Annotated in this window: 25 protein-coding genes, 1 pseudogene and 1 riboswitch; of the genes and pseudogenes, 10 read left to right on the top strand and 16 right to left on the bottom strand. The window is 72.5% G+C overall.

Annotation, left to right across the window (positions count from 1 at the left end):
- Positions 1 to 47 precede the first annotated feature (47 nt).
- Positions 48 to 809: a VOC family protein gene (locus ACFYPH_RS12070; RefSeq protein ID WP_387181201.1), complete on the top strand. Its 762-nt coding sequence runs from the start codon at positions 48 to 50 to the stop codon at positions 807 to 809.
- A 9-nt stretch (positions 810 to 818) separates the two neighbouring features.
- Here ACFYPH_RS12070 and ACFYPH_RS12065 read toward each other — a convergent pair whose 3' ends face one another.
- The 4 genes from ACFYPH_RS12065 to ACFYPH_RS12050 all read right to left on the bottom strand — a co-directional run bounded on the left by ACFYPH_RS12065 (position 819) and on the right by ACFYPH_RS12050 (position 6033).
- Positions 819 to 1622: an ABC transporter ATP-binding protein gene (locus ACFYPH_RS12065; protein WP_354853939.1), complete on the bottom strand. Its 804-nt coding sequence runs from the start codon at positions 1620 to 1622 to the stop codon at positions 819 to 821.
- Positions 1623 to 1645: 23 nt separating this feature from the next.
- Positions 1646 to 2710: a FecCD family ABC transporter permease gene (locus ACFYPH_RS12060; protein ID WP_387181490.1), complete on the bottom strand. Its 1065-nt coding sequence runs from the start codon at positions 2708 to 2710 to the stop codon at positions 1646 to 1648.
- Positions 2711 to 2873: 163 nt separating this feature from the next.
- Positions 2874 to 3803 (bottom strand): ABC transporter substrate-binding protein, encoded by a 930-nt coding sequence (locus ACFYPH_RS12055; protein ID WP_354853830.1) that lies wholly within the window; start codon positions 3801 to 3803, stop codon positions 2874 to 2876.
- A gap of 110 nt (positions 3804 to 3913) precedes the next feature.
- Positions 3914 to 3978, bottom strand: a riboswitch (cobalamin riboswitch).
- Between the two features lie 177 nt (positions 3979 to 4155).
- The gene (locus ACFYPH_RS12050) at positions 4156 to 6033 is read right to left on the bottom strand and encodes a M14 family zinc carboxypeptidase (protein ID WP_387181198.1); all 1878 of its coding nucleotides are present in this window, start codon (positions 6031 to 6033) and stop codon (positions 4156 to 4158) included.
- Between the two features lie 212 nt (positions 6034 to 6245).
- On the opposite strand from ACFYPH_RS12050, the gene ACFYPH_RS12045 reads away from it, so the two are divergent.
- Complete coding sequence (locus tag ACFYPH_RS12045; protein ID WP_387181195.1) at positions 6246 to 7583, top strand: C39 family peptidase; 1338 nt, start codon at positions 6246 to 6248, stop codon at positions 7581 to 7583.
- A 124-nt stretch (positions 7584 to 7707) separates the two neighbouring features.
- Here ACFYPH_RS12045 and ACFYPH_RS12040 read toward each other — a convergent pair whose 3' ends face one another.
- From ACFYPH_RS12040 to mqnE, 3 genes are all read right to left on the bottom strand, one after another.
- Complete coding sequence (locus ACFYPH_RS12040; protein WP_354853821.1) at positions 7708 to 7983, bottom strand: DUF4229 domain-containing protein; 276 nt, start codon at positions 7981 to 7983, stop codon at positions 7708 to 7710.
- A gap of 63 nt (positions 7984 to 8046) precedes the next feature.
- Positions 8047 to 8484: a hypothetical protein gene (locus tag ACFYPH_RS12035; RefSeq protein WP_354853818.1), complete on the bottom strand. Its 438-nt coding sequence runs from the start codon at positions 8482 to 8484 to the stop codon at positions 8047 to 8049.
- A gap of 23 nt (positions 8485 to 8507) precedes the next feature.
- Positions 8508 to 9677 (bottom strand): aminofutalosine synthase MqnE, encoded by a 1170-nt coding sequence (mqnE, locus tag ACFYPH_RS12030; RefSeq protein WP_387181192.1) that lies wholly within the window; start codon positions 9675 to 9677, stop codon positions 8508 to 8510.
- 237 nt (positions 9678 to 9914) lie between these two features.
- Here mqnE and ACFYPH_RS12025 point away from each other — a divergent pair, with 237 nt between their 5' ends.
- The 4 genes from ACFYPH_RS12025 to ACFYPH_RS12010 all read left to right on the top strand — a co-directional run bounded on the left by ACFYPH_RS12025 (position 9915) and on the right by ACFYPH_RS12010 (position 16238).
- Positions 9915 to 11474, top strand: coding sequence for an NlpC/P60 family protein (locus tag ACFYPH_RS12025; RefSeq protein ID WP_387181487.1), 1560 nt, complete (start codon positions 9915 to 9917; stop codon positions 11472 to 11474).
- 112 nt (positions 11475 to 11586) lie between these two features.
- Positions 11587 to 13176, top strand: a complete 1590-nt coding sequence (locus ACFYPH_RS12020; protein ID WP_387181189.1) for a hypothetical protein — start codon at positions 11587 to 11589, stop codon at positions 13174 to 13176.
- A 259-nt stretch (positions 13177 to 13435) separates the two neighbouring features.
- Positions 13436 to 15508, top strand: a complete 2073-nt coding sequence (locus ACFYPH_RS12015; protein ID WP_387181187.1) for a DEAD/DEAH box helicase — start codon at positions 13436 to 13438, stop codon at positions 15506 to 15508.
- 109 nt (positions 15509 to 15617) lie between these two features.
- Positions 15618 to 16238 carry a putative glycolipid-binding domain-containing protein gene (locus ACFYPH_RS12010; RefSeq protein WP_355064801.1) on the top strand — a complete coding sequence of 207 codons (621 nt, stop codon included), beginning with the start codon at positions 15618 to 15620 and terminating at the stop codon, positions 16236 to 16238.
- 87 nt (positions 16239 to 16325) lie between these two features.
- Here the strand turns inward: ACFYPH_RS12010 and ACFYPH_RS12005 are convergent, their stop codons facing one another.
- The 3 genes from ACFYPH_RS12005 to ACFYPH_RS11995 are packed head-to-tail and all read right to left on the bottom strand — an operon-like array spanning position 16326 to position 18794.
- Entirely contained in the window at positions 16326 to 17417 is a 1092-nt protein-coding gene (locus ACFYPH_RS12005) for a PLP-dependent cysteine synthase family protein (protein WP_387181184.1), read from the bottom strand.
- Between the two features lie 31 nt (positions 17418 to 17448).
- On the bottom strand, positions 17449 to 18279 hold the full coding sequence (locus ACFYPH_RS12000) for an SDR family oxidoreductase (protein ID WP_354853805.1): 831 nt from the start codon (positions 18277 to 18279) through the stop codon (positions 17449 to 17451).
- A gap of 56 nt (positions 18280 to 18335) precedes the next feature.
- A complete protein-coding gene (locus tag ACFYPH_RS11995) occupies positions 18336 to 18794 on the bottom strand; it encodes an Lrp/AsnC family transcriptional regulator (protein WP_354853802.1) in 459 nt (152 codons plus the stop codon).
- 269 nt (positions 18795 to 19063) lie between these two features.
- Here ACFYPH_RS11995 and ACFYPH_RS11990 point away from each other — a divergent pair, with 269 nt between their 5' ends.
- Positions 19064 to 19330 (top strand): BldC family transcriptional regulator, encoded by a 267-nt coding sequence (locus tag ACFYPH_RS11990; protein ID WP_007454516.1) that lies wholly within the window; start codon positions 19064 to 19066, stop codon positions 19328 to 19330.
- 100 nt (positions 19331 to 19430) lie between these two features.
- Here the strand turns inward: ACFYPH_RS11990 and ACFYPH_RS11985 are convergent, their stop codons facing one another.
- The gene (locus tag ACFYPH_RS11985) at positions 19431 to 20060 is read right to left on the bottom strand and encodes a UbiX family flavin prenyltransferase (RefSeq protein ID WP_387181181.1); all 630 of its coding nucleotides are present in this window, start codon (positions 20058 to 20060) and stop codon (positions 19431 to 19433) included.
- A 161-nt stretch (positions 20061 to 20221) separates the two neighbouring features.
- Between ACFYPH_RS11985 and ACFYPH_RS11980 the strand changes: the two genes are divergently transcribed.
- Positions 20222 to 21184, top strand: a complete 963-nt coding sequence (locus ACFYPH_RS11980; protein ID WP_354853798.1) for a terpene synthase — start codon at positions 20222 to 20224, stop codon at positions 21182 to 21184.
- Here ACFYPH_RS11980 and mqnP read toward each other — a convergent pair.
- The 4 genes and pseudogenes from mqnP to ACFYPH_RS11960 form a co-directional block, all read right to left on the bottom strand.
- A complete protein-coding gene (mqnP, locus tag ACFYPH_RS11975) occupies positions 21181 to 22092 on the bottom strand; it encodes a menaquinone biosynthesis prenyltransferase MqnP (RefSeq protein ID WP_354853795.1) in 912 nt (303 codons plus the stop codon). The two genes, ACFYPH_RS11980 and mqnP, sit on opposite strands and share 4 nt — an antisense overlap.
- The gene (locus ACFYPH_RS11970; RefSeq protein WP_363939059.1) at positions 22092 to 23552 is read right to left on the bottom strand and encodes a menaquinone biosynthesis decarboxylase; all 1461 of its coding nucleotides are present in this window, start codon (positions 23550 to 23552) and stop codon (positions 22092 to 22094) included. Before ACFYPH_RS11970 ends, mqnP begins: the two co-directional genes overlap by 1 nt.
- Positions 23553 to 23769: 217 nt before the next feature.
- The gene (locus ACFYPH_RS11965; protein WP_387181177.1) at positions 23770 to 23958 is read right to left on the bottom strand and encodes a DUF397 domain-containing protein; all 189 of its coding nucleotides are present in this window, start codon (positions 23956 to 23958) and stop codon (positions 23770 to 23772) included.
- A gap of 102 nt (positions 23959 to 24060) precedes the next feature.
- Positions 24061 to 24327, bottom strand: a pseudogene (locus ACFYPH_RS11960) (multiprotein-bridging factor 1 family protein); the annotation flags it as partial.
- A 162-nt stretch (positions 24328 to 24489) separates the two neighbouring features.
- Here ACFYPH_RS11960 and ACFYPH_RS11955 point away from each other — a divergent pair.
- The gene (locus tag ACFYPH_RS11955; RefSeq protein ID WP_387181174.1) at positions 24490 to 25365 is read left to right on the top strand and encodes an alpha/beta fold hydrolase; all 876 of its coding nucleotides are present in this window, start codon (positions 24490 to 24492) and stop codon (positions 25363 to 25365) included.
- 47 nt (positions 25366 to 25412) lie between these two features.
- Here the strand turns inward: ACFYPH_RS11955 and ACFYPH_RS11950 are convergent, their stop codons facing one another.
- Positions 25413 to 25967, bottom strand: a complete 555-nt coding sequence (locus tag ACFYPH_RS11950) for a carboxymuconolactone decarboxylase family protein (protein WP_387181171.1) — start codon at positions 25965 to 25967, stop codon at positions 25413 to 25415.
- A 74-nt stretch (positions 25968 to 26041) separates the two neighbouring features.
- Between ACFYPH_RS11950 and ACFYPH_RS11945 the strand changes: the two genes are divergently transcribed.
- Positions 26042 to 26518, top strand: coding sequence for a MarR family winged helix-turn-helix transcriptional regulator (locus ACFYPH_RS11945; protein ID WP_387181168.1), 477 nt, complete (start codon positions 26042 to 26044; stop codon positions 26516 to 26518).
- Positions 26519 to 26621: the final 103 nt, after the last annotated feature.

Genomic DNA, 26621 nt, shown 5'->3' with positions numbered 1-26621 from the left:
TCCGGCAGGGGGGCCGCCCGTGGCCGCCGGCCGAGAGGGGTCTTGACGTGAGCACCGTCCCGCCGGGTACGCCGTGCTGGGCCGACCTGGCAACCCCGGACCTGACCGACGCGCGGCGCTTCTACCCCGAACTGTTCGGCTGGACCGGACGGGTGACACCGGAGCCCGAGGCGGGCGGTTACACAGTCTTCCTGCTCGACGGCCGGCCGGTGGCCGGTGCCGGCCCGCCGGCCATTCCCGACCAGGTGCCGATCTGGTCGACGTACGTCGCCACCGACGACGCGGAACTGGTCGCCGGCCGGGTCGAACGCGCCGGCGGGCAGGTCGTGGTGCCGCCGTTCGAGGTCTTCGACCGGGGCCGGATGGCGGTGTTCGCCGACCCGGCGGGCGCCACGTTCAGCGTCTGGCAGCCACTGACGATGCCCGGTGCCGAGGTGTTCAACGCGCCCGGCGCGATGAGCTGGAACGAACTGGTCACCCCCGACCCGGAGGGCGCGAAGGTCTTCTACGAGCTGGTGTTCGGCTGGCAGCCGGACGAGCAGCAGGTCGGGGCGATGACGTACACGGCATGGCGGCTCGGCGCGCGGATCGTCGCCGGCATGATGCCGCCGCTGGGCGAGGGCTACCCGGCCGACCTCCCGGCGTACTGGACGGTGTACTTCGCGGTGACCGACGCGGACGCCGCCGCCGCCCGCGCCGCCGAACTGGGCGGAACGATCCTCGTGCCACCCCGCGACATCCCGACCGGCCGGTTCGCCTCCCTCCGCGACCCCCAGGGAGCACTCTTCTCGGTCATCGACCTCGGGTGACGGCGAGGGTCAGGCCGGGCGGGGGCGGATGGGGACCACCAGAGGGCCGTTGGTGCCGGGGACCACCCGGACGCTGGCCCGGTAGTGGATGGCGAGGAGGTGTTCGGTAAGCACCTCGTGCGGCGTCCCGGTCGCCACCACCTGGCCGTCGGCCAGCATCACCATCCGGTCCGCGTACTCCCCGGCCAGCGAGAGATCGTGCATGGTGGCGAGCACCGTCAGGCCGTGCGCGCGACGCAACTGGTCGACCAGCTCCAGAACCTCCTGCTGGTGACCGATGTCCAGCGCGCTGGTCGGCTCGTCGAGCAGCAGCAGCGTCGCGCCCTGGGCGAGCGCGCGGGCGAGGAAGACACGTTGTCGTTCGCCCCCGGAGAGGGTCGCCAGCTCGCGGCGGTGAAAGCCGGTGAGGTCCAGGCGGTCCAGCACCTCGTGCACGGCGGCGACGTCCGCGGTCGACTCCCGACCCAGCGGCGGGATGTAGGGGGTGCGGCCGAGCAGCACGTAGTCCAGCACCGACATGCCGGGCGGCACCACCGGGGACTGCGTCACCGTCGCCACCACCCGGGCGCGGTCGCGGCGGCGCAGTGCGGTGCTCGGCGTACCGAACAGGGTGATGGCCTCCGGCGCGGGCAGCAGGCCGCCGACGGCGCGCAGCAGGGTGGATTTGCCGGCGCCGTTCGGGCCGATCACGGTGACCCACTCGCCGGCCGCGACGGTGAGGTCGACGCCGGTGAGGATCGGCGTGCCGCCCAGACTGACGTGCAACCCCCGCACCTCGACGGCCGGCGCTTCGACCTGCCGGGGAGCGGACACGCCCGCCGGTCCGGGCTCGGGGCTCACGTGAGCACCCGTCGGGCGGTCCGCAGCACGAGGACGAAGAACGGGCCGCCGAGCAGTGCGGTGACCACGCCGATGGGCACCTCGGCCGGGGCGGCGGCGGTCCGGGCCACCACGTCGGTCAGGGCCAGGAAAGCGCCCCCGAACAGCAGTGACAGCGGCAGGATCACCCGGTAGCTCGACCCGGCGAGCAGCCGGACGGTGTGCGGCACGATGATGCCGACGAAGCCGATGAGCCCCGTCGCGGAGACCGCCGCGGCGGTGCCCAGCGACGCGGCGGCGATCAGCAGGTAGCGGGTGCGCTGCGGGTGCAGGCCGAGGCTCCTCGCCTCGTCGTCGCCGACCGCGAGGACGTCCAGCTCGCGGCGGTGCAGCAGCACCACCACGGTGGTCAGGGCGGCGTACGGCAGCACCAGCAGCACGTCGTGCCAACCTGCGGTGGCCAGCCGGCCGAGCAGCCAGGAGTAGACCGGCTGGATGCTGTCGGAGTGCCGCTGGAGCAGGTACGTCTGCCCGGCGGAGAGGAACGCGGAGACCGCGACCCCGGCCAGGATCAGCATCGCCGGAGACCTGCTCCGCCCGCCGGCCGCGCCGAGCAGGTAGGTCATCGTCACGGCGAGTAGCGAGCCGGCGAACGCGGCCAGTGGGATGGTCAACGGCAGCCCGGAGATCGCGCCCTGCCGACCGACGCCGCCGAGGGCGATCACCGCGGTGACCGCGAGGCCCGCGCCGGCGGCCACGCCGAGCAGGTACGGGTCGGCCAGCGGATTGCGGAACACACCCTGGTAGCAGCCGCCGGCCAGGGCGAGCAGACCGCCAACGAGGAGGCCCAGCACGACCCGGGGCAGCCGCAGTTCGGTGACGATGGCGATTTCCCGCTCGGTCAGCCCGCTGTCGAGGTGCACCCCGGGGATCAGGTTGAGCAACTCGGCGGCGACGCTGCCCGGCGGCAGGCTGACCGGCCCGAGCGACACCCCGGCGAGGAGCGCGACGAGCACCGCGAGGACGCCGGCGACCAACAGGCGTTTGCGCACCCCAGCGGGCCGCGCCCCAGCAGCGGGCATCCCCGCGCCCCCACCGACGGGCGGCAGCCCACCGGGCTGACCAGGGGACGGCAGCCCAGCGACGGACGGCAGCCCGCCGGGCCGGGACGTGGAGGGCGTCCCGGCCGGCGGGGTGGTGGGTGGCGGGGCGGCCATCGGCGTCCCGGTCACCGACGGGTCGTCATCACGCGGGCACCTTGGCGACCGCGTCGATGATCACCCGGAGCAGGTCCACGATCCGCGGGCCCCAGCGGGAGGCGATGTCGTCGTCCAGCGTGACCACCTGGTTGTTCTTCACCGCGGTGAGGCCGGCCCAGCCGCTGCGGGCCTTGACCGAGTCGCCGTTCTGCTGGCAGCACTTGGAGTCGGCCAGGAAGACGAAGTCCGGGTCGGCCTTGACGATGAACTCCTGGGAGAGCTGCGGGTAGCCGCCGCTCTTGCCGTCGGCGTCAGCCGCATCGGCGATGTTGACGAGGCCGACCTGGCTGTAGAGCGAGCCGATGAAGGTCTTGCTGGTCGCGCTGTACAGCTCGGGGCCCAGCTCGTGGTAGTAGGTGAGCTTCTCGGCACGCTGCGGCAGGTCCTTGACCAGCTTGGCGATGTCGTCCTTCATCCCGGTGGCGACGTCGGCGGCCTGGTCGGCGTGCCCGGTCAGGGTGCCCAGCTCGGTGATCTGCCGGTACGAGTCGTCCAGCGTCGTGGCGGCCGGGGTCAGGTACACGGGGATCTTCAGCTTGCCGAGCTGGTCGACGATCTTGTTGATGTCGTTGGAGAGCACCACCAGGTCGGGGTTCTTGCCGGCGATCGCCTCGGCGTTGGGCTGGAAGCCGGACAGGTCGGTCTTGGGCGCGTCGGCCGGGTAGTTGGACTGGTCGTCGACCGCGCTCACCTGCGGACCCGCGCCGATCGCGAAGAGCATCTCGGTGGCGCTGGCCGAGAGCGACACGATCTTCTCGGGACGCTTGTCGAGGGTGAGCGCGCCGACCGTCACCGGGTAGTTGGCGGCGGCGGTGCCCGCGCTCGGCTTGTCGTCGGTCTTCTCGGCGCAGGCGCCGAGGGCGAGCGCGGCGACCGCGAGGGTCGCGGCGAAGAGCCGAGGGGTACGTCTGAACATGGGGGCCTCCTGTCGGTCGAGGAGTGTGGTGCTTCGCCGACAGGACTCGTTACGCCCGCCCACGAGGCGCCCTTCCTCGAGAGCGCGTGTCGCGACCCATCCGCAGGCGACCTGGCTCGTCCCCGCCGTCGGGCGGGGCATCACAGTTGCGGGACAGCGCCGGTTTCGCACCGGCTTCGCTGCGGAGTGGTCGATAAGACGGTAGCGCACCGCCGGGACGTGCCGGATCGATCAAGTGTTGATCAACACTCGTCGATCGGGATCGTGGTCACGGGGGCGGCATATGTCCCGGATCGGGAGTCTCGGAGCGGGTGGCGGGGCCCCGCCGGGGGCGGAGCGGGGCCCCACCCGATCAGGAGGACGTGATGGTGACGTTGTCCACAGCCGCCTCCACCAGGCTGGCTCCGGAGGCGTCCGCCGCCTCGACGAGGATGCGGACCGACTGGCCGGCGTACGGGGTGAGGTTGAGGTTCGCCACCGCCCAGGTCCCGTTGCGGTTGGCGGCCGCGCCGGCCTCGGTGAGCAGGGCCGTGGTGCCGCCGTTGTGCACCACGCTCACCCGCAGGTAGTCGGCCGACGAGGCGTTCGAGCCGTGCGCCAGGTACCAGGCCAGCGAGAGGGTCAGCGTGCCGGACGACGGCAGGGTCACCGCCGGGGACCGGGCGCTGGTCACGCCGCCGTCGACGTCGTAGTCACCCGCCGCCGAGCCGGCGAGCTGGCCGGTGACCAGGTCGTTGGATCCGGCGTACGGGGTGAGCTGCTTGGCGCCGGAGGACGTGGTGGCCTGGGCGGCACCCCGTTCCCAGGCCCCGAGGGTGGCGGTGTCGGTGCCGGCGGGGTTGGTGGTCCAGCCGGTCGCGGTCTCGAAGGTGTCCGACCAGACCGTGGTGCCGCCGCCACCGCCGCAGTACTGCGACTGCTTGCCGATGGCCCGGTACGGGCAGTCGGCGTACTCGCTGAGCAGCAGCACCGCCTCCCGGTTGCGCGTGGTCTGCGCGGTGATCACCTCGTCGGGCGGGTAGAAGCCGCCGCCGCCGGACGAGCCGGGGTACATCTCGAAGGTGTACGCCCAGATGTTGTGGGTGGCCCACATCCAGTCGAGGCTGTCGCCGTCGGTGATGTAGAGGTCGCTGGACTGCTCCGGGGTGTAGTTGTTGGTGGCCGCCATCTGCTGGCCGATGGTGGCGAACGTGTTGTACTGGTCGGCGCTCATCCCGGTGGCGGTGTTCGCGGTCGTGTAGCCGTACGGCCAGAGCACCAGCTCCGAGTAGGTGTGGAAGTCGATGTTGGCCTTGATCTGCTGGGTGCCGCCGACGACACGACTGTTGACGAAATTGCGCAGCGCCTGCGTCTCGGGGGCGGAGAACGCGGACGGGCCGCGGTAGGTCTCCGACGACGTCGACCCGGAGGAGCCGCCGCAGCAGCCCCAGTTGTAGCCCCAGTTGCGGTTGAGGTCGGTGCCGACGTTTGACGAGCCGCTGTTGGGCTGGCGGTTCTTGCGCCAGGACCGGTACGACCCGGTGGCGATGTCGTACTCGCTGCCGTCCGGGTTGACCGTCGGCACGATCCAGATCTCCCGGCTGTTGACGATGTTGGTGATCCGGGAGTCGCTGCCGTAGCTGTCGGTGAAGAGGTTGAGCAGGTAGATCGCCATCTCGACGGTCAGGTGCTCGCGGGCGTGCTGTTGGGAGTTGAACAAAATCTCCGGCTCGTTCTCGTCGGTGCCGACGTTGTCGGAGATCTTCACGGCCATCAGGTCGCGACCCTCGTACGACGTACCAATGCTGATCTTGCGGGCGATGGCCGGGTGGTCGGCGACGGTCTGGTTCACGACGGCGGTCAGTTCCGCGTAGTCGTGGTAGTTGGAGTCGGCGGGCGGGAAGGCCAGCGTGCCCACCTCGCCGGCGCCGCGTTCGGCGTTCGGTGGCGGGGCGAGCGGCTCCAGCCGGAAGCCGAGCCTGCCGATGGCGGCGGCCTCGCCGGCGGTGGCCGAGACGTGCAGGACGCCGTGTTCGGAGTAGTCGATGGCGGCCCCGGTGCGGGCCACCGCGTTGCGGTCGGCGAGGGTCCGGGGCCCGAGCACCCGGTAGCCGGCGGCGGCCGGCTCGGCGGTGCGGTCCGGTGCCGGTTGGGCGGCGACCGGTCCGGCGGCGACGGTGACGATTCCCAGCCCGGTGACGACGGCGAGCACCAGGAGACGACGGAGAGGGTGGGGTCTGCCCAGGGTCATGGACTACCTCCTCGGAGGGCGGGATGTCCCGCTCGGTGAAGCACACTTCACCATCAGTCACATGGTCATATCAATATCGATCGCTGCCTTGTGCATCCCAGGTTGACCATCGCTGCGGCAAAGATTTTCTGCCGTCGAACATCTGGCGAAACTTCCCTCCAAGCGGAACACTGACCAGCGACGATGCCCCCACTCGACACCGCGGAGCACCCATGGCCTCCTCCCGCCTGCACGCGGCCGCCCTCGCCGGCGTCAGCGCGCTCACCCTGCTCGCCACCGCAGCCCCCGCGACGGCGGCCCGGCCGCCGGCCCCCACCCACGACGAGCAGATCATTTTCCAGGACTGGTCCGGCCCCGCCGACTGGCACCGGGGCAGCCGGGACGGCACCCGCGTCGTGCCCGGCGCGCGAGCGGGCGTCACCCTGGCCCGCCCGGCCGGCACCATCGAGTACGCCGACCCGCACACCGGCACCACCCGCACCTGGGAGTACGGCACCTGGACCTCGCCGGTGACCCGGATCGGCTTCGACGCGACCGAGCTGATCACCTCCTGGAACGCGGAGACCCCCGCCGGCACCTGGATCCAGGTGGAGATGCAGGGCAGCTACACCAGCGGCGACCAGACCCCGTGGTACGTCATGGGCCGCTGGGCCTCCGGCGACACCGACATCAAGCGGACCAGCGTCAACAAGCAGGGTGACCCCTGGTCGACGATCTGGACGGACACCTTCAGCATCGACGACGCCGACGCCGGAGTGCTGCTGCGGTCGTACCAGCTGCGGCTGACCCTCTACCGGGCCCCGGGGCAGACCGCCGCGCCGGTGGTGCGGATGCTCGGCGCGATGAGCTCCACCGTGCCGGACCGGTTCACCGTGCCGCCGAGCGCCGGGCACATCGCCTGGGGTGTCGAGCTGCCGGTGCCGCGCTACTCGCAGAACGTGCACGCCGGGCACTACCCGGAGTACGACGGCGGCGGCGAGGCGTGGTGCTCGCCCACCTCCACGGAGATGGTCGTCGAGTACTGGGGGCGCAAGCCGTCGGAGGCCGACACCTCCTGGGTGGACCCGACCTATCCCGACCCGACGGTCAACCACGCCGCCCGGATGACCTACGACTACGCGTACGACGGCGCCGGCAACTGGCCGTTCAACACCGCGTACGCGGCCAGCTTCCCCGGACTGGAGGGGCGGGTGACCCGGCTGCACTCGCTGGACGAGCTGGAGCGCTTCGTCGCCGCCGGCATCCCCGTGGTGACCAGCCAGTCCTTCCTGGCCAGCGAGCTGGACGGGGCGAACTACGGCACCTCCGGGCACCTGTTCGTGGTGGTCGGCTTCACCGCTGACGGCGACGTCATCGTCAACGACCCCGCGTCGTCCAGCAACGACGTCGTGCGCAACGTCTACAAGCGGGCGCAGTTCGAGCAGATCTGGCTGCGGACCAAGCGCACCAACGCCAGCGGCGGAGTCTCCGGCGGCTCGGGCGGCATCGCGTACCTCATCAAGCCCACCTCGAAGCCCTGGCCCAAGGTCCCCGGCTCCACCAACTGGTAGGCCCAGCGCCGGTTGCGCCCAACGCCGGTTGCGCCGAACGCCGTTGATCAAGAGGTTTGCGTCACCGGAAGCCGTCCTGGTGACGCAAACCTCTTGATCACGGCGGTGGAGCGGCGTTCCGGCCCTACGGCTTCCGCTCAGGCTCGTCGGGGTGGTCGTCGTCGCCGGCCAGGGCCGCGCGGAGGCGTTCCTTCTCGGTGCGGCGGCGCTCGGCGGCGCTGGCCATCTCCTCGGCCATCTCGTCGCGCCAGCCGCGCAACAGGAAGAAGGAGAGCGCGGCGGAGAAGACCAGCGCCAGCATCAGCTTCAGGAACACGTTCATGTCGACCAGCCAGAGACCCGCCAGCACGGCGACGAACAGCCCGATCCGGCCCAGCGTGTACTTGACCGCCGCGCTCACCTGCACCACTTCCGTTCTCTCCGTCAGCCGCCGGTGCCGGCGGAAGAGTCAACCTGGTCGGGGTCAGCCGGTCCGGCGGGCCAGCCAACGGACGCCGCGGAACCAGACCAGCGCGTACGCCACGGTGAACGCCAGTGCCCCCAACGCGCCGGACAGCAGCGGCGGGAACCCGGCGGCCAGCCCGGCGACCAGCAGCCCCACGAGCACCGCGACCGCCAGCGCGACGAACGCCGCCACCACCCGGGCCGCGCCGAAATCCCAGGCCCGGAAATCGTCCCAGAACAGCCAGGCCGGCAGGATCACCGCCAGCCAACCGTTGGTGTGGCCGAAGTCGCCGGCGCCGAACGAGGCGAACGCCCACTCGAACAGCACGAGCGCCAGCACGCCGATGACCACGCCGGCCAGGCACACCCCGAGCAGATCGCCCAGGGTACGCACGCGTCCCTCGGCGTCCCGCCGGGGAAACCCGCCCTGCTGCTCGGCTCCGCGCTGCTCGGTCATCGACTGCGAGGGTACGTGGTGCCTCAGGCCCAGACCTGCTGCGGCTCGGCGCGGCGCTCGGCCAGCGACGGCGCCTTGTCGTACTCCCGGACCACGTTGTAGCGGGTGTCCCGCTCGACCGGCTGGAACCCGGCATCCCAGATCAGGTGCAGCAGGTCGTCGCGGTGCATGGTGTTCGGGGTGCCGTACGAGTCGGCGTCGTGCGTGATCTTGTATTCGACCACCGAGCCGTCCAGGTCGTCCACGCCGAAGTTCAGCGAGAGCTGGGCCACCGAGAGACCGTGCATCACCCAGAAGTTCTTCACGTGCGGCACGTTGTCGAAGAGCAGCCGGGAGACCGCGAAGGTCTTCAGCGACTCGGCCGGCGAGGCCATCGTGGTGCGCGCCTGGATCCGGTTACGGATCTTGCCGTCCGCCGAGTCCACGAAGTCGTGCTGGTAGCGCAGCGGGATGAAGACCGCGAAGCCGCCGGTCTCGTCCTGCAACTCGCGCAGCCGCAGCACGTGGTCGACGCGGTGCCGGGGCTCCTCGATGTGGCCGTACAGCATCGTCGCCGGGGTCTTCATGCCCTTGCTGTGCGCCAGGGCGTGGATCCGCGACCAGTCCTCCCAGTGGCAGGCGTGGTCGACGATGTGCTGCCGGACCTCCCAGTCGAAGATCTCCGCGCCGCCGCCGGTCAGCGACTCCAGGCCGGCGTCCATCAGCTCGTCGAGGATCTCGTCGGCGCTCAGGCCGCTGATCTTCTCGAACCACTGGACCTCGGTCGCCGTGAAGCACTTGAGCTTGACGTTCGGCAGCGCCGCCTTCAGCTCGCGCAGCACCTTCGGGTAGTAGCGCCACGGCAGCGTCGGGTGCAGGCCGTTGACGATATGCAGCTCGGTGAGCTGCTCGTCCTCCATCTCCTTGGCCTTGCGGACCGCCTCGTCGATGCGCATCGTGTACGCGTCCTTCTCGCCCGGCTTGCGCTGGAACGAGCAGTACGCACACGACGCCGAGCACACGTTGGTGAGGTTGAGGTGACGGTTGACGTTGAACATCACCCGTTCGCCGTTGAGCTCGGTGCGCTTGTGGTGCGCCAGCCGCCCCAACCAGGTCAGGTCGTCGCTGTCGTAGAGGGCGATGCCGTCCTCGCGGCTCAGCCGCTCACCGGCGTACACCTTCGCTTCGAGCTCACGCTTGAGTCCGGCGTCCATGGCACGTCCCTTCCACCTGCGGTCCCTCCCGAGGGTACGTCGGCGTTCCGGTGGCCCCGGCGGCACGGTCGGCGGCAGCGATCCACTTCACCGGACTCTCAGCCTCCCGTAACCCACCGATGCATCGACATCACTGCCGTCGTGCGGTAAGACAAGGTGGGGCGGAACTCACACACTGGTACCGTCCCGACGGCCGTGCCCACCGAGCGCGGCGCCGAGCACCGGACGGGGAGTGGAATGGTCGACAGCGGGCGCGGGCGACGGCAGCGACGACGGAGCCCGGTGATCTCGCCGGTGCTGCGACCGAAGCTCTGGGCAGCCCTGCTCGGCGCGATCGCCGCCGCCGTGCTGGCCACTCCCGCCTACGCCGAGCCCGCCGTGCCCACGACGGTGCCGGACACCGGCGCCCGCCCGCCGTCGATCGGCGCGCCGCAGGTGCCCGGCAGCCCGCCCGTCGCCGGCATCCCCGCCCCGCCGGTGGTCAACATCGGCGCCGGCCCGCTGGCCGCCCAGATCGCCGCCGCCGAGAGCCAGGTCGGCCTGCTCGGCGACCAACTCCTGTTGACCCGGCAGAAACGCACCGACGCGCAGGCCCAGCTCGCCGCCGCCGGCAAGGTGCTGGCGACCACGCAGGACGCCCTCCTGCGCGCCCAGCAGGCAGCCGACGCGGCCGCCTCGGACGCGGTCAAGGCAGCCGCCGCCCTGCCGCCCGGTGACTTCGCCAACGACATCCAGGGGTTGAGCCGGCTCCAGCGGATCAACCGTGGCGAGAAGGTCGAGGGCGCCACCACCGCCGTGGCCGGCGAGCTGTCCCGGGCTCGCGCCAACGAGCAGGCCGCCTACCAGGCGCACGCCACGGCCAAGACCGCCGTCGACGCCGCCGAGGCCGAGTTCGCCACCGGCGAGAAGGCGCTGCGCACCGCCGAGGCCAGCCTGCTCAAACTGCGCAAGGACAACGCCGCGCAGCTGATCGAGCTCGAGCGTCAGCAGGAGGCCGCCGAGCAGCAGCTGGGCGCGGGCTACGTCGTCGGCCAGAGCAGCAGCGGGATGTCCGCGCACCCGCGGGCGCTGGCCGCCGTCCGGTACGCGCTCGCCCAGCTCGGCGACCCGTACAAGTGGTCGGAGGAGGGGCCGGACGAGTTCGACTGCTCCGGTCTGATGTGGGCGGCGTACCGGTCCCCGGGCGCCGACTACTTCGACCTGCCCCGGGTCTCCCGCGACCAGTACGCGGCCACCCGTTCCCGCACCGTGCCGCAGAGCGCACTGCTCCCCGGCGACCTGCTCTTCTTCGCCTCCGGCAGCAGCTGGACCACGATCCACCACGTCGGCATGTACATCGGTAACGGCAAGATGGTGCAGGCGCCCACGACCGGCGACGTGGTCAAGATCTCGGTGGTCGGCTGGTCCCGGCTCTACGCCGCGACCCGGGTGATCGGGGCGGTGCCGACTCCGACCGTGCCCCTTCCGCCGCCCCCCACCACCACGCCGACCCCGCCCACCAAGCCGACCCCCACCGCGAAGCCGACGCCGACCACCAAGCCGACGCCGACCACCAAGCCGACGCCCAAGCCGACCGGATCGGCCACCCCCAAGCCCACCGGCACCCCGACCCCGAAGCCGACCGGCAGCAGCACGCCGACCCCGACGGGCAGCCCGACGAACACGCCGTCGACCCCGCCGCCGCCACCCACCACGGCACCGGCCAGCGCATCAGCCTCCGCGGCCGCCACACCGTCCACCAGCCGGAGCGGGACGTCCAGCGACAGCCCGACGAACAGCCCGAGCACCGACCGCTGAGCCGCCACACGGCCTCCGGCTGTCCGCCCGGGGCGATCTGTGGCACGGTGACAACCAGGCACATCCGGTCCGATGTCACGGGCCGGGTGCGAGCGTGGCGCGGAGGGCGGAGATGGCCGAGCAGAGAGATCCGGCGGAGAGTGTCGACTCCGCGCTGACGGAGGCCGACCCGCTCGACGGCGAAGCCGCCGCCACGCTCGACGGGCAGGCCCCCACGGAGGCCGCCGACGACGCGAAGGCTGCCACGGACGACGCGAAGGCCGCCACGCCCGACGTGAACGCCACCGCGCCAGAGGACGACGCCGCGAACGACGCTGGCACCGACGACGCTCGCGCCGAGAACGCCGCCATCGCTCAGCCCCGCGAGGTGGACGTCGAGCAGCCGGCGCCGGATGACGCTGCCCCTGCCCCGACCGCCGCGGCCCCGGTGCGGGCCCGCGCGAGCGTCGCGACCGTCGGAGCGCTGCCCGGTGATCTCCCGGCGAGCGCCCCGGCCAGCGCGACCACCTACCGGGCGACCGGCTCGGCCAGCCCGGTCGGCGTCCCGTTGCCCGGCCAGCGAGCCACCTCGACCGCTCCCGCGCGGGCCAGCGCCACGGTGCCGGGCAGCAGCCGGGTCGCGGCCGGCAGCGAGGGCACGCCGGACTCCCGGGCCAGCACGTCCGCCGTCTACCGGTCGGGGCCGGTCAATCCCGAGCAACCGGAGCCGGTGCAGCCTCCCGAGCCGGTGCAGCCTCCCGAGCCGCCGACCCCGGAACCGACGCCTCCCGGGCCGGGTGACCCGGAGCCCGCGCCGAGTCCGGGTCCGTACCCGCCCGGTCCGTCGCCGACGCCGGGCCCCTCCCCCACGCCGCCGCCGGCCCCGGTGCCGCCCGTGCCAGGGCCACCCGTGCCGCCGCCCTCGCCGCTGCCGCCCATGCCGGGCCCGCCGACACCACCGGTTCCCGGGCCTCCGATGCCGCCGCCCGGCCCGCCGGTGCCCGCGCCACCGCCGCCGCCCGGTCCGATGCCGGCGCCACCGTTCCCGCCGCCCCCGGCGACGATCGGCACGCCGGGCGTACGGGCCACCGCGTCGGTCTCCGCGCCGCCGGCCGCGTGGCCGTCCGTGACCGACGCGGCACCCCGAACCGTCAACGCCTCGCACGTCGCCCCGACCGGGGCACAGCCGAGCCGGGATGCCGCACCGCCGGCCCCGAGCAGCGCATGGACGTCAGGTGCCGCATTGTCGGCCCCGAGCGGCGCACGGGCCGAGGCTCCTGTCTCGGCCCCACCGGTGGTGCCCGCGCCCGCGCTGCCGAGCTGGCCACCGTCCACCGCCGGCACGCCGGCGACCGGTGGTACGGGCTACCGGACGACCACGCCGCCGGGAGGCCCCGCCCGGCGGGACGCGCCGGCCGGCCCCCACGCCGGAAGGCGCGACGGCGGCACCGACCTGGCGGGCACCGTCTACGGCGGCGGTGAGGGGCCGGGATTCGCCACGATCGCCCTGCCGGCCAACGCGGCGGTGGAGAATTCCGGGTCGCTGACCGGGCACATCCTCGCCCAGGGTTGGTCGGACACGCCGGCCGAGCGATCGCGAAACACCCGGGTGGTGATCGTCCTGATCGCCGCGTTGGGGCTGCTGGTGGGGATCAGCGTGCTGGTCGTCCTGCTCGCGAACGATGCCCTGGACGGCCTGGTGGGCAGCGTGCTCAACGGCTGATCCGGCGGCCGGGCGGGTTCGCGGGTCCGTGAGTCCGCCCACTACCGTCGGTCAACCGGCTGGCGACTTCGCCGAACCGCCGTACACTGGTCGAGATCACTGACCCGGCGCGCGTGGTGCGCGCCCTTGGGCGATCTTGCGGGCGATCCGGCGGCACAGCCGCGGCAGGCCATCGCGAAGATGCGCCCCGCTCGAAAGGCATTTGTTGACCACCTCTGCTGACTCCAGCACCGTTTCGTCCGTTTTCGATTCCACCCCGGTGGCGATCGACGCAGCCCCGGAGACGTCCAGCGTCGTCGCGGCCGAGCCGGTCTCGACCGAGAACACTCCGTCCGAGACCGCCGAGCCGATCGACTTCGCCGGCCTGGGTCTGCCCGAGCCGCTGGTTCGTGCCCTGGCCCGCCAGGGCATCACCGCTCCGTTCGAGATCCAGCGGGCCACCGTTCCGGACGCCCTCGCCGGCCGGGACGTGCTGGGCCGTGGGCAGACCGGGTCGGGCAAGACGCTCGCCTTCGGCCTGCCGATGATCGCTCGGCTCGCCACCCGCAACCGGGCCCGGCCGATGCGGCCGCGCGCCCTGGTCCTGGTTCCCACCCGTGAGCTGGCCATGCAGGTCAACGATGCGCTGGTGCCGCTGGGCAAGTCCGTCGGCATCTTCTTGAAGACCGCCGTCGGCGGCGTTCCGTACGACCGCCAGATCGACGCGCTCCGGCGCGGCGTGGAGGTCATCGTTGCGACCCCGGGCCGGCTCGGCGACCTGATCGAGCGGGGCATCTGCCAGCTCGACGACGTCGAGGTGACGGTGCTCGACGAGGCTGACCAGATGGCCGACATGGGCTTCCTGCCCGAGGTGACCGAACTGCTGGCGAAGACGCCGGCCAACGGTCAGCGGCTGCTCTTCTCGGCCACCCTCGACGGTGACGTCGACGCGCTGGTCAGGCGGTTCATGAACGACCCGGTGACCCACTCCACCGCGCCGTCCACCGCGTCGGTGTCCACCATGGATCACCACATGCTCCTGATCCCGCCGCACGAGAAGTTCCCGGTGGCCGCGTCGATCGCCGCCCGGGACGGGCGGACCATGGTCTTCGCCCGCACCCAACTGGGTGTGGACCGGCTCGTCGAGCAGCTCGCGGCGGTCGGCGTACGGGCCGGTGGGCTGCACGGCGGCAAGACCCAGCGGATGCGGACCAAGACCCTGGCCGAGTTCCGTGAGGGCCGGATGAACGTCCTGGTCGCCACGGATGTGGCGGCCCGGGGCATCCACGTCGACGGGGTCACCCTCGTGCTGCACGTCGACCCCCCGAAGGACCCGAAGGACTACCTGCACCGCGCCGGCCGCACCGCCCGGGCCGGCGAGTCCGGCGCGGTCGCCACGCTGGTACTGCCCAAGCAGCGTCGTACCACCCTCGCCATGCTGGAGAAGGCCGGCGTGGCGCCGGCCGAGACCCGCGTCCGGGTCGGCGACCCGGTGCTGGCCGAGCTGATCGGCGCCCGCGAGCCCAGTGGCGTCCCGGTTCGCGTGGAAGCGGAGCCTCGCGGCTTCGGCGACCGCTCCGGCGGCGCACGCCGCTTCGACGACCGTTCCGGGGGTCCGCGCCGCTTCGGTGACCGGCCGACCGGCGAGCGCCGCTACGGCGACCGCCCGCAGGGTGAGCGCCGCTACGGCGACCGCCCGACCGGCGACCGGCAGTACGGCGACCGCCCGCAGGGCGACCGCCGCTACGCCGATCGGGACAGCCGGGGTTACGGCGACCGACCCACCGGCGAACGGCGCTACGGCGACCGCCCGCAGTTCGGCGACCGGGACGGCCGGGGCGACCGCCCGACCGGCGACCGGCAGTACGGCGACCGGCCCACCGGCGAGCGGCGCTTCGGCGACCGCCCGCAGTTCGGCGACCGGGACGGCCGGGGCGACCGACCGACCGGCGAGCGGCGCTTCGGCGACCGACCGCAGGGCGAGCGCCGCTATGGCGACCGCCCGACCGGCGACCGGCAGTACGGCGACCGGCCCACCGGCGAGCGGCGCTTCGGCGATCGTCCGACCAGCGACCGGCAGTACGGCGACCGACCGCAGGGTGAGCGCCGCTACGGCGACCGTCCGACGGGCGACCGTCCGACCGGCGACCGGCAGTACGGCGACCGGCCCACCGGCGAGCGGCGCTTCGGCGACCGGCCGCAGGCTGACCGGGGTGACCGGCCGGCCGACGAGCGGCGTTTCGCCGACCGGGACACCCGGGGTGGTTACCGCTCCGAGGGCCGCGGTCGGGACGACCGGCCGCGCGACGACCGTCGCGGTTTCGGCGGCCGGCCGGCGGCGCGTACCCACTGATCCCACTGATCCACCGGAACGCCGTCGCGGAGCGCACGCTTCGCGGCGGCGTTCGCGCATGCCGTGGCCGATGTCGGTCTGGTCGCGTAACGTCCGGCTCATGGCGACCATGGCGAAGTCGATCTTCTGGTCCCGGACGGACACCGCCGGCAGTGAGCAGGCTCTGTTCACCGACGGCGACGGGTTGGCGGCGCGGGGCACGCTGCTCGCCGTGGACCCGATTCCGTTCACCGCCCGCTACCGGCTGACCACGGCGCCCGACTGGAGCACCGCCCGCGTCGAGGTCGAGGCCGAGGGGTCGGGCTGGCTGCGCCGGGTGACGTTGGAGCGGGCCGCGTCCCGGTGGCGGGTGACCACCGCCGAGCAGGGCGACCTGGACGCGGCGCTGACCAGGGCCGGGCATCCCCGGTCCGGCCTGCCGGGCACCGACGACCCGGATCGCCTGGCCGAGGCGCTCGACGTCGACCTGAGCGGCTCGCCGCTGTTCAATGCCGTCCCGGTGCGCCGGCTCGGGCTGACCAGCGGGCCGGCCGACATGCCGCGCCGGATCACCGTCGCGTGGGTGCTGCTGCCCGGCCTGGAGGTGGTGCCGGCCGAGCAGATCTACACCGGGCTCGGGCCGGGCCGGGTCCGGTTCGCCAGCGGCACCTTCACGGCCGACATCGACCTGGACGCCGACGGCTACGTGGTGCGCTACCCCGGCCTGGCGGAGCGCATCGACCCGCGGTGACCGAGCCGATCCGACACGCCGACGCGCGAAGCCGGCCCCGCACCGGAGGCCGGAGCCCGCGAGACCTGCGGGCCGGGAACGCGCTGCTCAGGCGGGCCAGGCGCCGCTGGTCAGGAAGCGCTCGATGGTGGCGGCATGGGGCGCCAGATCGAGGCCCTGGGCGGCCACCCAGTCGTCGGAGTAGTACGTGTCGGCGTACCGGTCACCGGCGTCACAGATCAGGCTGACCACCGAGCCGGTCCGGCCCTCGGCGAGCATCTCGGCGATCAGGCCGAACGCGCCCCACAGGTTGGTGCCGGTGGAGCCGCCCACCCGGCGGCCGAGCACCGCTGAGCCGGCGCGCATCGCGGCCAGCGAGGCGGCGTCCGGCACCTGGACCATCCGGTCCACGACCGACGGCAGGAAGGACGCCTCGACCGTGGGCCGACCGATCCCCTCGATGCGGGAGCCCCTGCCGGTGCGCACCGACCAGTCGGCGGCCAGCCAGGCCGGATAGAAGGCGGAGTTCTCCGGGTCGACGACGCAGAGCTTGGTGGCCAGGCGGCGGTAGCGGGCGTACCGGCCAATGGTGGCGCTGGTGCCCCCGGTGCCGGCGCCCACGACGACCCACGCCGGGATCGGGTGGCGTTCCAGCCCCAACTGCGCGTAGATCGACTCGGCGATGTTGTTGTTGCCCCGCCAGTCGGTGGCCCGCTCGGCGTACGTGAACTGGTCCATGAAGTGGCCGCCGGAGTCCTCGGCCAGCCAGCGGGCCTCGACCACGACGCCCGCCGGGTCGTCCACCAGATGGCAACGGCCGCCCTGGAACTCGATCTGCGTGATCTTCTCGGGCGAGGTGGAGGCGGGCATCACGGCGATGAACGGCAACCCGAGCATCCGGGCGAAGTACGCCTCGGAGACCGCCGTGGAGCCCGAGGACGCCTCGACGATCGTGGTGCGCGGCCCGATCCAGCCGTTGCAGAGGCCGTAGAGGAACAGCGAACGGGCCAGCCGGTGCTTCAGCGAGCCGGTCGGGTGTGACGATTCGTCCTTGAGGTAGAGGTCGATTCCCCAGTCCCGTGGCAGTGGGAACGGCAGCAGGTGGGTGTCGGCCGAGCGGTTCGCGTCCGCCTCGACGGCGGCGATCGCCTCGGTCACCCAGCTGCGGCTGGCCTCGTCGCACCGGTCGAGATGAGTCACGCGGGAAACCTAGCAAGCAGGCCAGCGGCGCTCAGCCGCGGTCCGGAGGCGTCGAGCGGCGTGACTGTCGGCGTTGCCCGGCCCGGCCGACGGCCTGGACGAGAGGGCTCAGTCCGACGGCGAGTCGGGGCAGGGCGTCCAGCAGCCGGACCTGGGCGCCTCGCCAGCGGGGCAGGCTGACCACCGGGCGGGGCCGGCGGGCCAGCCGGGCCGCCCGGGCGGCCACCCGCTGCGGGGTCAGCATCGACCCGGTGAACGAGGCCAGCGCGCCCGGGTCGTCCAGCCGGTCGTGCAGCATCGGGGTCCAGATGCCGTCCGGGCAGAGGCAGGAGACGTGCACCCGCCGGTACCCGGCCATCCGCAGGTCAGAGAGGGTGCCGAGGCTGAAGGCCAGCAGTGCGTGCTTGCTGGCGGCGTACACCGTCTCGCCAGGTGCGGCGATGAGCCCGGCCAGCGAGACGATGTTCAGGACGTGGCCGTGGCCCTGGTCGCGCATGACCGCCAGCGCGGCGAGTGTGCCGTTCATGGCACCGAGCGCGTTGACGTCGAGCACCCGGCGGCGGGTCGGCCCGTCGTGCTCCCAGGAGGGGCCGGTGACCAGGATGCCGGCGTTGTTGACCCAGAGGCCGAGGCCGCCTCGACTCGCGGCGGTCGCCGCGATCTCGGCGCACGCGGCCTCGTCGCGGACGTCCAGTGCGGCCGACCAGCCGCCGAACGGCACGGCGGCGGCCGCTGCCGCGTCCGGGTCGAGGTCGGTGAGCAGCACCGACCAGCCGTCGGCGTGCAGCGCGGCGGCGACGGCGCGGCCCAGGCCGCCGGCGGCCCCGGTCACCACGGCCGCGCCGCGTCCCGGCGAGGTCATCGGCGCACGCTACCGCCGCGCGCCGGACGACACCAGGGGTACGCGGCGCAGCAGGGTCAGGCGGGCGGCGGGCCGAGCGGCTGGGGGCGGTTCTCCCACTTGGTGGAGAGGGCGATGGCGGTGCGCGTCGAGGCGACCCCGGGGGTCCGGTTCAGCCGCACGATGAGCTGCTCCAGCTCGGCGATCGTGCCGACCCGGGCCTTGAGCAGGAACGACTCGACGCCGGCCATGAAGTAGCAGGATTCGATCTCGGGCAGCACCCGCAGCGACTCCAGCATGTCGTCGGAGTCCGCGCCGGAGTCCTCGACGATGCCGATGAGCGCCGTGACACCCAGGCCGATCGCCTCGGGTTCCACGTCCGCGCGGTAGCCCCGGACCACGCCACTGCTCTCCAGCTTGCCGACGCGTTCGTGCACGGCGGGGGCGGAGAGGCCCACCTGCCGGGCAAGCTCGGCGTACGAGAGGCGGGCGTTGCCCCGCAGCAGGTCGACGAGGCTCAGGTCGATGGCGTCCACGGAGAGTGACCTTAACGTGTTGGGCGTAACGCGACGCCTTCGGCATCCGTTGGTCAGAACAGTGAGTAACCGTTCATAAACTGACCGTCTAGGTAGGGGTTGCACCAGTACCATTTACTAACTTCCCAGTCAGTGCATTTTTCGCGTTTGGCGGACAGGCCAGGTCCCTGGTGCTGTAATTGCCATACGTCCCTCATGACGGCTCTGGGCTCGCACCAGCCGGGGGCAGTGTGTTCAGCCAGGGGCTTCGTCGACGCGAGGAGGGGGCTGTGGACACTGGAGATCGCCTGCTGACACCGGGTGAGGTCGCCGCGCTGTTTCGGGTGGACCCGAAAACTGTGACGAGATGGGCGGCGGCCGGCCGGATAGGAAGCATCCGGACTCCAGGCGGGCATCGCCGGTTTCGGGAATCCGAGGTGCGGGCCCTGCTTGAGGGGGAGGGCATGCTGGACGAGGTGGACGAGGTCGGAAAGCCACGCAACGTGGGTCCGGCTGCCTCCACCGGGCCGGGTCCGGCCAACGCCGGCATGTACTGAACTGGTGCGGACAACGTCAGGCGGACCGGACACCAGTCCGGTCCGCGTCCCGCTGCGACAACCGGCCGGGCGTCCCGGCCGAACAGGCTGAGCCGACGGCTCAGCCCCGGGCCGCGCCGAGCTGGCCGGACCAGCGGCGGAACAGGGTGTGTGGCACGCCGAGCACGTCCAGCACCTTGCCGGCCACGAAGTCGACCAGTTGCTGCGCGCTGGCCGCCGCGCCCGCGCCGTAGAAGCCGGGGCTGGCCGGCAGCACCACCGCCCCGGCGTCGTGCAACGCGAGGAGATGCTCCAGGTGACTGCGGGTCACCGGCGTCTCCCGGGGCACCACCACCACCGGTCGGCGCTCCTTGAGGTTGACCTCGGCGGCGCGTTGCAGCAGGTCCTTGGAGAGCCCGATCGCGATGCCCGCGCAGGCCGCCGTGCTCGCGGGCACGACCGCCATTCCGCGTACCCGGTAGGAGCCGCTGCTGGGCCCGGCGGCCAGGTCACCCGCCGGCCAGTGCCGTACGTCCGCGTCGGTCAGGTCCCGGCCGAGCCAGGCGGCGAGGTCCTCGGCCCAGTGCGCGTCGCGGAACGACCGGCCGGTCTCGTCGAGCACGGTGAGCCGTGCCGCCCGGGACACGATGAGGTCCACCGGCTCGCCCGCGTCGAGGAGCCCGCCGACGACGGCTGCCGCGTACGGCGTGCCGGAGGCTCCGGAGACCCCGACCACCCATGGTTCCCGCATACCCTCAGCCTGCCTGGTCGGCATCGCACGCCGGTGTGCACCCCCGCGATCCGGTCGACGCGAGCCGTCCGAGATGTCCGGGCGGGTCTCTGCTCGTCCCGCCGACCTGACATGCTGCCGGTGGCGATTCGCACCGGGAGCAGATCGCGCGGGAGGCATCGGTGACGACCGGCGAGGTCCTCTGGGCGCTGCGCGCCGAATGCCCGATTCCGGCCCGGTCTTCGCCGCACGCGGACCGGGTCCAGCAGTGGCTGCTCGGTCTGCTGCCCGAGCTGGGGCTGCCGCTGGACGACGCCGCGCTGCACCGGCTGGCCCGGGGCGGCTTCGCCCGGTACGCGGGGCGGCTCTACCCGGACGCCAGCGAAGCCGACCTGCGGGTGCTGACCGCCCTCTTCACCTGGTTCTTCCTCGTCGACGACGCGTGCGACGGGCCGAACCGGCTCGATCCGGCGCAGATCCGGGCGCTACGCGACGGGACGCTGGCACTGCTGCACGACGGCCCCCGGCTCCGGCACGGCGGCCTGACCGGTCCGCTGCGGCGGCTGCTGGTGCTGGCCTGGCGGGAGCCGCGCCGCCGGATGCCGGCCCGGTGGCGGCAGCGCTTCGCCGACGCGGTGGCCCGGCACCTCGACGGCACCTGGCGGGAGGCGGTCAACAAGGAGGCCGGCCGCCGTCCCAGCGTCGGCGAGTACGTCGAGTTGCGGCGGGAAACCTCGGCGGCGGAGGTGTCGTACCCGCTGGTGGAGTTCGTCAGCGGCCGACCGCTGCCCGATGCGGTCTACCATCACCCGCTGCTGCGGCAGGTCGCGCGCACCGGCAACGACCTGCTCTCCTGGTACAACGACGTGGCCTCGCTGGACCGGGACCGGGCCACCTCGGGCGGGCACAACCTGGTCCTGGCCACGCAGGCCGAGCAGGGCGTGTCGGCGGCGGAGGCGGTCGACCGGGTGGCCGAGCGCTGGCGGGAGTCGATGCGACAGTTCGTGGCGCTCCGCGCCGCCGTGCCGTCGTTCGGGCCGGCGTTGGACGAGGCGGTCACCGACCATCTCGACGGGGTCGCGTACGCGGTGCGCGGCACCATCGACTGGACGCTGGAGAGCGCCCGCTACCCGACCAACGCCTAGGAACGCAGGTCGAGGCGGATCACCAGGTCGAGCAGGGCGAACACGAACAGCGCGATGCCGACGAAGCCGTTGGCGGTGAAGAACGCCCGGTTGACCTTGCTGAGGTCGGTCGGGCTGACCACCAGGTGCTGGTAGCCGAACGCGACAGCGGTCAACGCCAGCCCGATCCACCAGAGCCAACCGAAGCCGACCAGCGCGCCGAACCAGATGAACAGCGCGAACGTCACCACGTGCGCGACGGTGGAGGCGTGCAGGGCGAAGCGCCGGCCGTACCGGGCGGGCACGCTGCGCACACCGATCTCCTGGTCGATCTCGGAGTCCTGGCAGGCGTAGATCAGGTCGAAGCCGCCGATCCACAGGCCGACCGCCGCGCCGAGCAGCCAGGCCGGCCAGGAGCCGTCCAGGGTGCCGGTGACCGCGAGCCAGGCGCCGACCGGGCCGACCGCCTGGGCGATCGCGAGGATGGCGTGCGGCCAGTTGGTGAACCGCTTGCCGTACGGGTAGACGACCAGCGGCACCACGGCGAGCGGCGCCAGTACCAGGCAGAGGGGGTTGAGCAGCGCGGCGGCGGCGAGGAACACCACAAGCGCGACGGCCGCGCCGGTCCAGGCCGTCCGCACGCTCACGGCCCCGGTGACCAGTTCCCGTCCGGCGGTACGCGGGTTCCGGGCGTCGATGCGCCGGTCGAGGATCCGGTTGGCGGCCATCGCGAACGTCCGCGCGCCGACCATCGCCACGGTGATCAGCAGCAGGTCGAGCCACCGCACGTGCCCGCCGTTGACCTGCATGGCGGTCAGCGCCGACAGGTACGCGAACGGCAGCGCGAACACCGAGTGCTCGATCGCGACGAGCTTGAGGAAGGACTTGACCCGGCCCGGCTTCTCAACCGGTGCGTCGAGGACGGCCATCAGATCCCGTACTCCTTCCAGCGCTTGTCGACCAGGGCCGCGACTTCCGGGGCCATGGTCATCTCCTCCGGCCAACCGCGGGTGTAGCCCTCGGTGGGCAGCTTGCGGGTCGCGTCGACGCCGGCCTTGCCGCCCCAGAACTGCTGGTACGACGAGTGGTCGAGGTGGTCCACCGGACCCTCGGTCAGCAGCAGGTCACGGGCGTAGTCGACGTTGCCGAACGCGCGGAAGGCGACCTCGTTGTAGTCGTGCACGTCGCAGTCCTCGTCGACGATCACGATCAGCTTGGTGAGCGACATGAGGTGCGCGCCCCAGATCGCGTTCATCACCTTCTGCGCGTGCTTCGGGTAGCGCTTGCGGATGGAGACGATCGCGCAGTTGTGGAACACCCCGGCGGCCGGCAGGTCGTAGTCGACGATGTCCGGGATCATCAGCTTGAGCAGCGGCTGGAAGATCCGCTCGGTGGCCTTGCCGAGGCCGTGGTCCTCCTGCGGCGGCTTCGACGTGACGATCGAGTGGTAGACCGGGTCGCGCTGCGTGGTCATCGTCTCGATGTGCAGCACCGGGAACGGCTCGACCGGCGTGTAGTAGCCGGTGTGGTCGCCGAACGGGCCCTCGGGCAGCCGCTCGCCGGGCTCCAGGTAGCCCTCCAGGACGATCTGCGCGTGCGCCGGCACCTGCAACGGGACGGTGAGGCAGTCGACCATCTCCACCCGCTCGCCGCGCAGGAACCCGGCGAACAGATATTCGTCGATGTCGCCGGGAAGCGGCGCGCTGGCCGCGTACGAGACGACCGGGTCGCAACCGATGGCGATCGCGACCGGCAGGCGCTGGCCGAGCCGCTCGGCGACCGCGTGGTGCGCGGTCGAATCCTTGTGGATCTGCCAGTGCATGCCCAGCGTGTTCCGGCCGTGCTGCTGGAGCCGGTAGAGGCCCAGGTTGCGCTTGCCGGTCTCCGGGTGCTTGGTGTGGGTCAGCCCATAGTTGTGGAAGATCCCACCGTCGCCGGGCCAGACCTGCAACCCCGGCAGCCGGTTCAGGTCGACGTCGTCGCCGGAGTAGACGACCTCCTGGCAGGGCGCGGTCTTGACCTTGCGCGGCGGCACCGACTTGAGCTGCATGACCTTGCCCAGGCCCTCGCGGATGCCGGACCAGCCGACCGGCAGCTCCGGCTTGATCAACGCGCCGATCCGGGCGCCGACCTCGTCCAGCGAGTCGACGCCGAGGGCCATCGCCATCCGCTTCTCGGTGCCGAACAGGTTGATCGCCACCGGCATCTCGCCCCGGGTGGGGTGCTCGAAGAGCAGCGCCGGCCCACCGGCGCGCACCGTGCGGGTGACTACCTCGCTGATCTCCAGGGTCGGGTCGACGGGGACGTCGACCCGACGCAGCTCCCCCGCGCGCTCCAGCGCCGCGAGAAAGTCCTTGAGATCGGTGTACGGGAAGCCACGAGCCGCCATGACGCCCAGTCTCCCGCACCGGGTCCGGGGTGGCCCACAGCGGGTGCTGTGACACCCGCGACGGCCCGGGGTCGACGGCTGTCCGCGGCTCTGGCGGGTGGCGCGGCCGCCAGCGGGTGGCGCGGCCCGCCAGCGGGCGGCAGCGGCCGCCGGCGGGTTGGCGCGGGCCACCGCCCGGCGACAGCTCCTAGACCGGCGGCGCGGAAGTTCGGCGCGGTCAGTCGGTGCGGGCCAGCTCGACGAAGGCGCGCCACGCGGCCGGGCTGAAGGTCAGCACGCCACCGTCGCGGTCCTTGGAATCGCGGACGTGCACCCGGCCGGGCAGGTTGTCGGCGACCTCGACGCAGGCGCCGCTGTTGTTGCCGCTCCGGGTGGACTTGTGCCAGCGGGCTCCGGTCAGATCCATGGCTTCACGATCTCCTCGAGCAGGTCGATGGACTGCTGCCGGGGCAGCGCGTCACTGCGCAGACTCTCCCACCTTCCGAGCAGGGTCGCCACCTCGTTGTTCTCGCAACTGGGTGGCGACCCGCTCGACCTCCAACCAGGGCCGGAACCAGACCGGCTCACCGTCTCGCCGGCCCAGCTCCCGCAGCGAGACCAGCAGCCCACCGGTGTCGAGCACCTCGTCGGCCCGGGTCAGGTACGCCAGGTTGGGCACGGTCTGGCCCAACTCGACCGCCGACACCATGGAGGGCGAGTAGTGCGCCCGCTTGCCGTACTCCTCCTGACTCATGCCGGCCGCGAGCCGCGACCGGCGGAGCTGGTCCCGGATCATCGCCACCGTCGACACCACTGGGGCCATTCGCCCGCCTCCCGCCGTGAATGAAGGACCACATCGATCCGCCTGCCGCAAGGTAGCGAACTCGCGACCCTGAGTCAGCATCCAACGGCCATATCGGGGTATCGCGAGTCTCAAAGCGGGCGGACGGAGGCAGCGATGGGGGCGGAGCGGATGCCGGCGGGGTTTACTGAGCAACAGGCGCGGATCGGCGAGATCACCATGAACTACGTCCGGGGCGGCAGCGGCCCGCCACTGGTGCTGCTGCACGGCTATCCGCAGTGTTCGCACATGTGGCGGCACCTGCTGCCCGAGCTGGGACGCTCCTACGACGTGGTCGCGCCCGACCTGCGCGGCTTCGGGGACAGCGACGCCGCCGCCGGCGGGTACGACAAGAAGACGGTGGCCGCTGACCTGCACGGACTGCTCGACCAGCTCGGCCTGACCGCCGACCTGCGAGTGGTCGGGCACGACCTGGGAACGATGGTGGCGTACGCGTACGCCGCCGCCCATCCGGAGCGGGTGAGCCGGCTGGCGCTCACCGAGGCGCCGATTCCCGACGAGAGCATCTACACGTTCCCCGCGCTCACCGCGGCCGGGCCGGGGGTGTGGAACTTCGGCTTCTTCTCGATCGGCAACGGGCTCGCGGAGGAGCTGGTCCGCGGGCGGGAGTCGCTCTGGGTGGACCGGTTCACCGATGCCCTGATGGTGCGCAAGAGCAGCATCGCCGCTCCCGACATCGAGGAGTACGCCCGCCACCTGCGCGACCCGGCGCACCTGCGGGCCAGCTTCGCCTACTTCCGGGCGTTCGATCAGGACATCGTCGACAACGCGGCGTACCGGGCCACGAAGCTGACGATGCCGGTGCTGGCCGTCGGCGCGTCGGCCAGCCTCGGTGGACAGGTCGCCGAGCAGGTCCGCCGGTACGCCGACACGGTCCGCGGCGAAGTGATCGACGACTGCGGACACTGGCTGTACGAGGAACGCCCGGACGAGATGCTGGCCCTGCTGCGCGACTTCCTCGGTGCGGGCTGAGGGCCGCCGCCGCTGGTCAGCCCTGCGGGCGGCGGGCGATGCGGCGGTCAGGCGGCGGGCGCCCAGGCGTGGGCGGCCAGCGGCGGGTCGAGCGGCGCGCGGGTGAGCCGGTTGGCGAAGGCGGACATCGTGTACGCCCCGACGCCGAGCACCACCTCCAGCGCCTGCCGGGGCTGGTAGCCGGCCGCCAGGAAGGCTTCCAACTCCTCGTCGGGCACCGCGCCCTGGTGCCTGAGCACGGCCAGCGTGAACTGGCGCAGCGCCTCCAGTCCCGGCTCGGGCAGCTCCGTGCCGGCGCGCAGCGCGGTGATCAGCGCGGTGCTCGCGCCGATCTCGGTGAGCTTGCCGGTGTGCAGGGCCACGCAGACGTGGCATTCGTGCGAGGTGGAGACGGTCAGGATGACCACCTCCCGCTCCACCGGCGCGAGGCTGGTCTGTTCGAAGCCCGCGCTGGCGGTGAGGAAGCCGCTGAGCAGCTGTGGCGACTCGGCCATCAGCGCCACCGGGGTGGGCAGCCAGCCGAACCGGCCGCGTACGCCCTCGACGGTCCGGCGGGCGGCGGTGGGTGCGGTCTCGGCGGTGTGGACGGGAAAGACGGACATGGTTACCTGCTTCCACGGCGTACGCCGTAAAATGGTCAACGTGGTTGACGAAATAGTAAACGTGGTTGTCGAACATGGCAACCGCTGATCCCGCCCGGCCCGGCTTCCAGCTCCCGCTGCTGCTGCTGGCCGGCTTCCGCACCCTGATCGACGACCTGCACGCCGAACTGGCCCGGCAGGGGCATCCCGAGCTGCGCCCGTTGCACGGCTTCGTGTTGCAGGCCGTCGGGGTGCACGGCACCACCGCCACCGAGCTGGGCCAACGGCTGGGCATCTCCAAGCAGGCGGCCGGCAAGACGGTCGACCGGCTGGTCTCCGTCGGCTACCTGGAACGGGTCGACGATCCGTCCGACGCCCGCCGCCGGCTGGTCCGGGTGACGGAACACGGCGCCGACGGGCTACGCCGCTCGGCGGAGACCTTCGACCGGCTGCGCGAGCAGTGGGCCGAGGCCCTGGGCGAGGAACGCGTCGCCGCCCTGGAGGACGACCTGCGCACGATGGCCTCGGCCAACTGGTTCCGCCTCGACGTGCCGGGCTGGTTCGGCGGCTGACCCTGCTCCACACCGGATCGCCGACGTGGTGCCCTGCGGGGCGCAGGACGCCACCCCATCGGCGTGGGTCAAGCCCTGCGGACACATCTCACCGGTCCTGGCC

This window comes from Micromonospora sp. NPDC005252 (assembly GCF_042872475.1).
In the GTDB taxonomy this organism is placed as follows: domain Bacteria; phylum Actinomycetota; class Actinomycetes; order Mycobacteriales; family Micromonosporaceae; genus Micromonospora.
Note: the sequence above shows the minus strand (reverse complement) of the source record. Positions and strands in the feature narration are given on the sequence as shown.

Bases quoted from the DNA above. Each gene is read 5' to 3' on its own strand.
- ACFYPH_RS12050 (WP_387181198.1), bottom strand. From the start codon at position 6,033: ATGACCCTGGGCAGACCCCACCCTCTCCGTCGTCTCCTGGTGCTCGCC.
- ACFYPH_RS12025 (WP_387181487.1), top strand. From the start codon at position 9,915: ATGGTCGACAGCGGGCGCGGGCGACGGCAGCGACGACGGAGCCCGGTG.
- ACFYPH_RS11950 (WP_387181171.1), bottom strand. From the start codon at position 25,967: ATGTCCGTCTTTCCCGTCCACACCGCCGAGACCGCACCCACCGCCGCC.
- ACFYPH_RS12035 (WP_354853818.1), bottom strand. From the start codon at position 8,484: ATGACCGAGCAGCGCGGAGCCGAGCAGCAGGGCGGGTTTCCCCGGCGG.
- ACFYPH_RS11945 (WP_387181168.1), top strand. From the start codon at position 26,042: ATGGCAACCGCTGATCCCGCCCGGCCCGGCTTCCAGCTCCCGCTGCTG.
- ACFYPH_RS12045 (WP_387181195.1), top strand. From the start codon at position 6,246: ATGGCCTCCTCCCGCCTGCACGCGGCCGCCCTCGCCGGCGTCAGCGCG.
- ACFYPH_RS12000 (WP_354853805.1), bottom strand. From the start codon at position 18,279: ATGACCTCGCCGGGACGCGGCGCGGCCGTGGTGACCGGGGCCGCCGGC.
- ACFYPH_RS11970 (WP_363939059.1), bottom strand. From the start codon at position 23,552: ATGGCGGCTCGTGGCTTCCCGTACACCGATCTCAAGGACTTTCTCGCG.
- ACFYPH_RS11965 (WP_387181177.1), bottom strand. From the start codon at position 23,958: ATGGATCTGACCGGAGCCCGCTGGCACAAGTCCACCCGGAGCGGCAAC.
- ACFYPH_RS11955 (WP_387181174.1), top strand. From the start codon at position 24,490: ATGGGGGCGGAGCGGATGCCGGCGGGGTTTACTGAGCAACAGGCGCGG.
- mqnP (WP_354853795.1), bottom strand. From the start codon at position 22,092: ATGGCCGTCCTCGACGCACCGGTTGAGAAGCCGGGCCGGGTCAAGTCC.
- mqnE (WP_387181192.1), bottom strand. From the start codon at position 9,677: ATGGACGCCGGACTCAAGCGTGAGCTCGAAGCGAAGGTGTACGCCGGT.
- ACFYPH_RS12055 (WP_354853830.1), bottom strand. From the start codon at position 3,803: ATGTTCAGACGTACCCCTCGGCTCTTCGCCGCGACCCTCGCGGTCGCC.
- ACFYPH_RS11985 (WP_387181181.1), bottom strand. From the start codon at position 20,060: ATGCGGGAACCATGGGTGGTCGGGGTCTCCGGAGCCTCCGGCACGCCG.
- ACFYPH_RS12020 (WP_387181189.1), top strand. From the start codon at position 11,587: ATGGCCGAGCAGAGAGATCCGGCGGAGAGTGTCGACTCCGCGCTGACG.
- ACFYPH_RS12010 (WP_355064801.1), top strand. From the start codon at position 15,618: ATGGCGAAGTCGATCTTCTGGTCCCGGACGGACACCGCCGGCAGTGAG.
- ACFYPH_RS12060 (WP_387181490.1), bottom strand. From the start codon at position 2,710: ATGCCCGCTGCTGGGGCGCGGCCCGCTGGGGTGCGCAAACGCCTGTTG.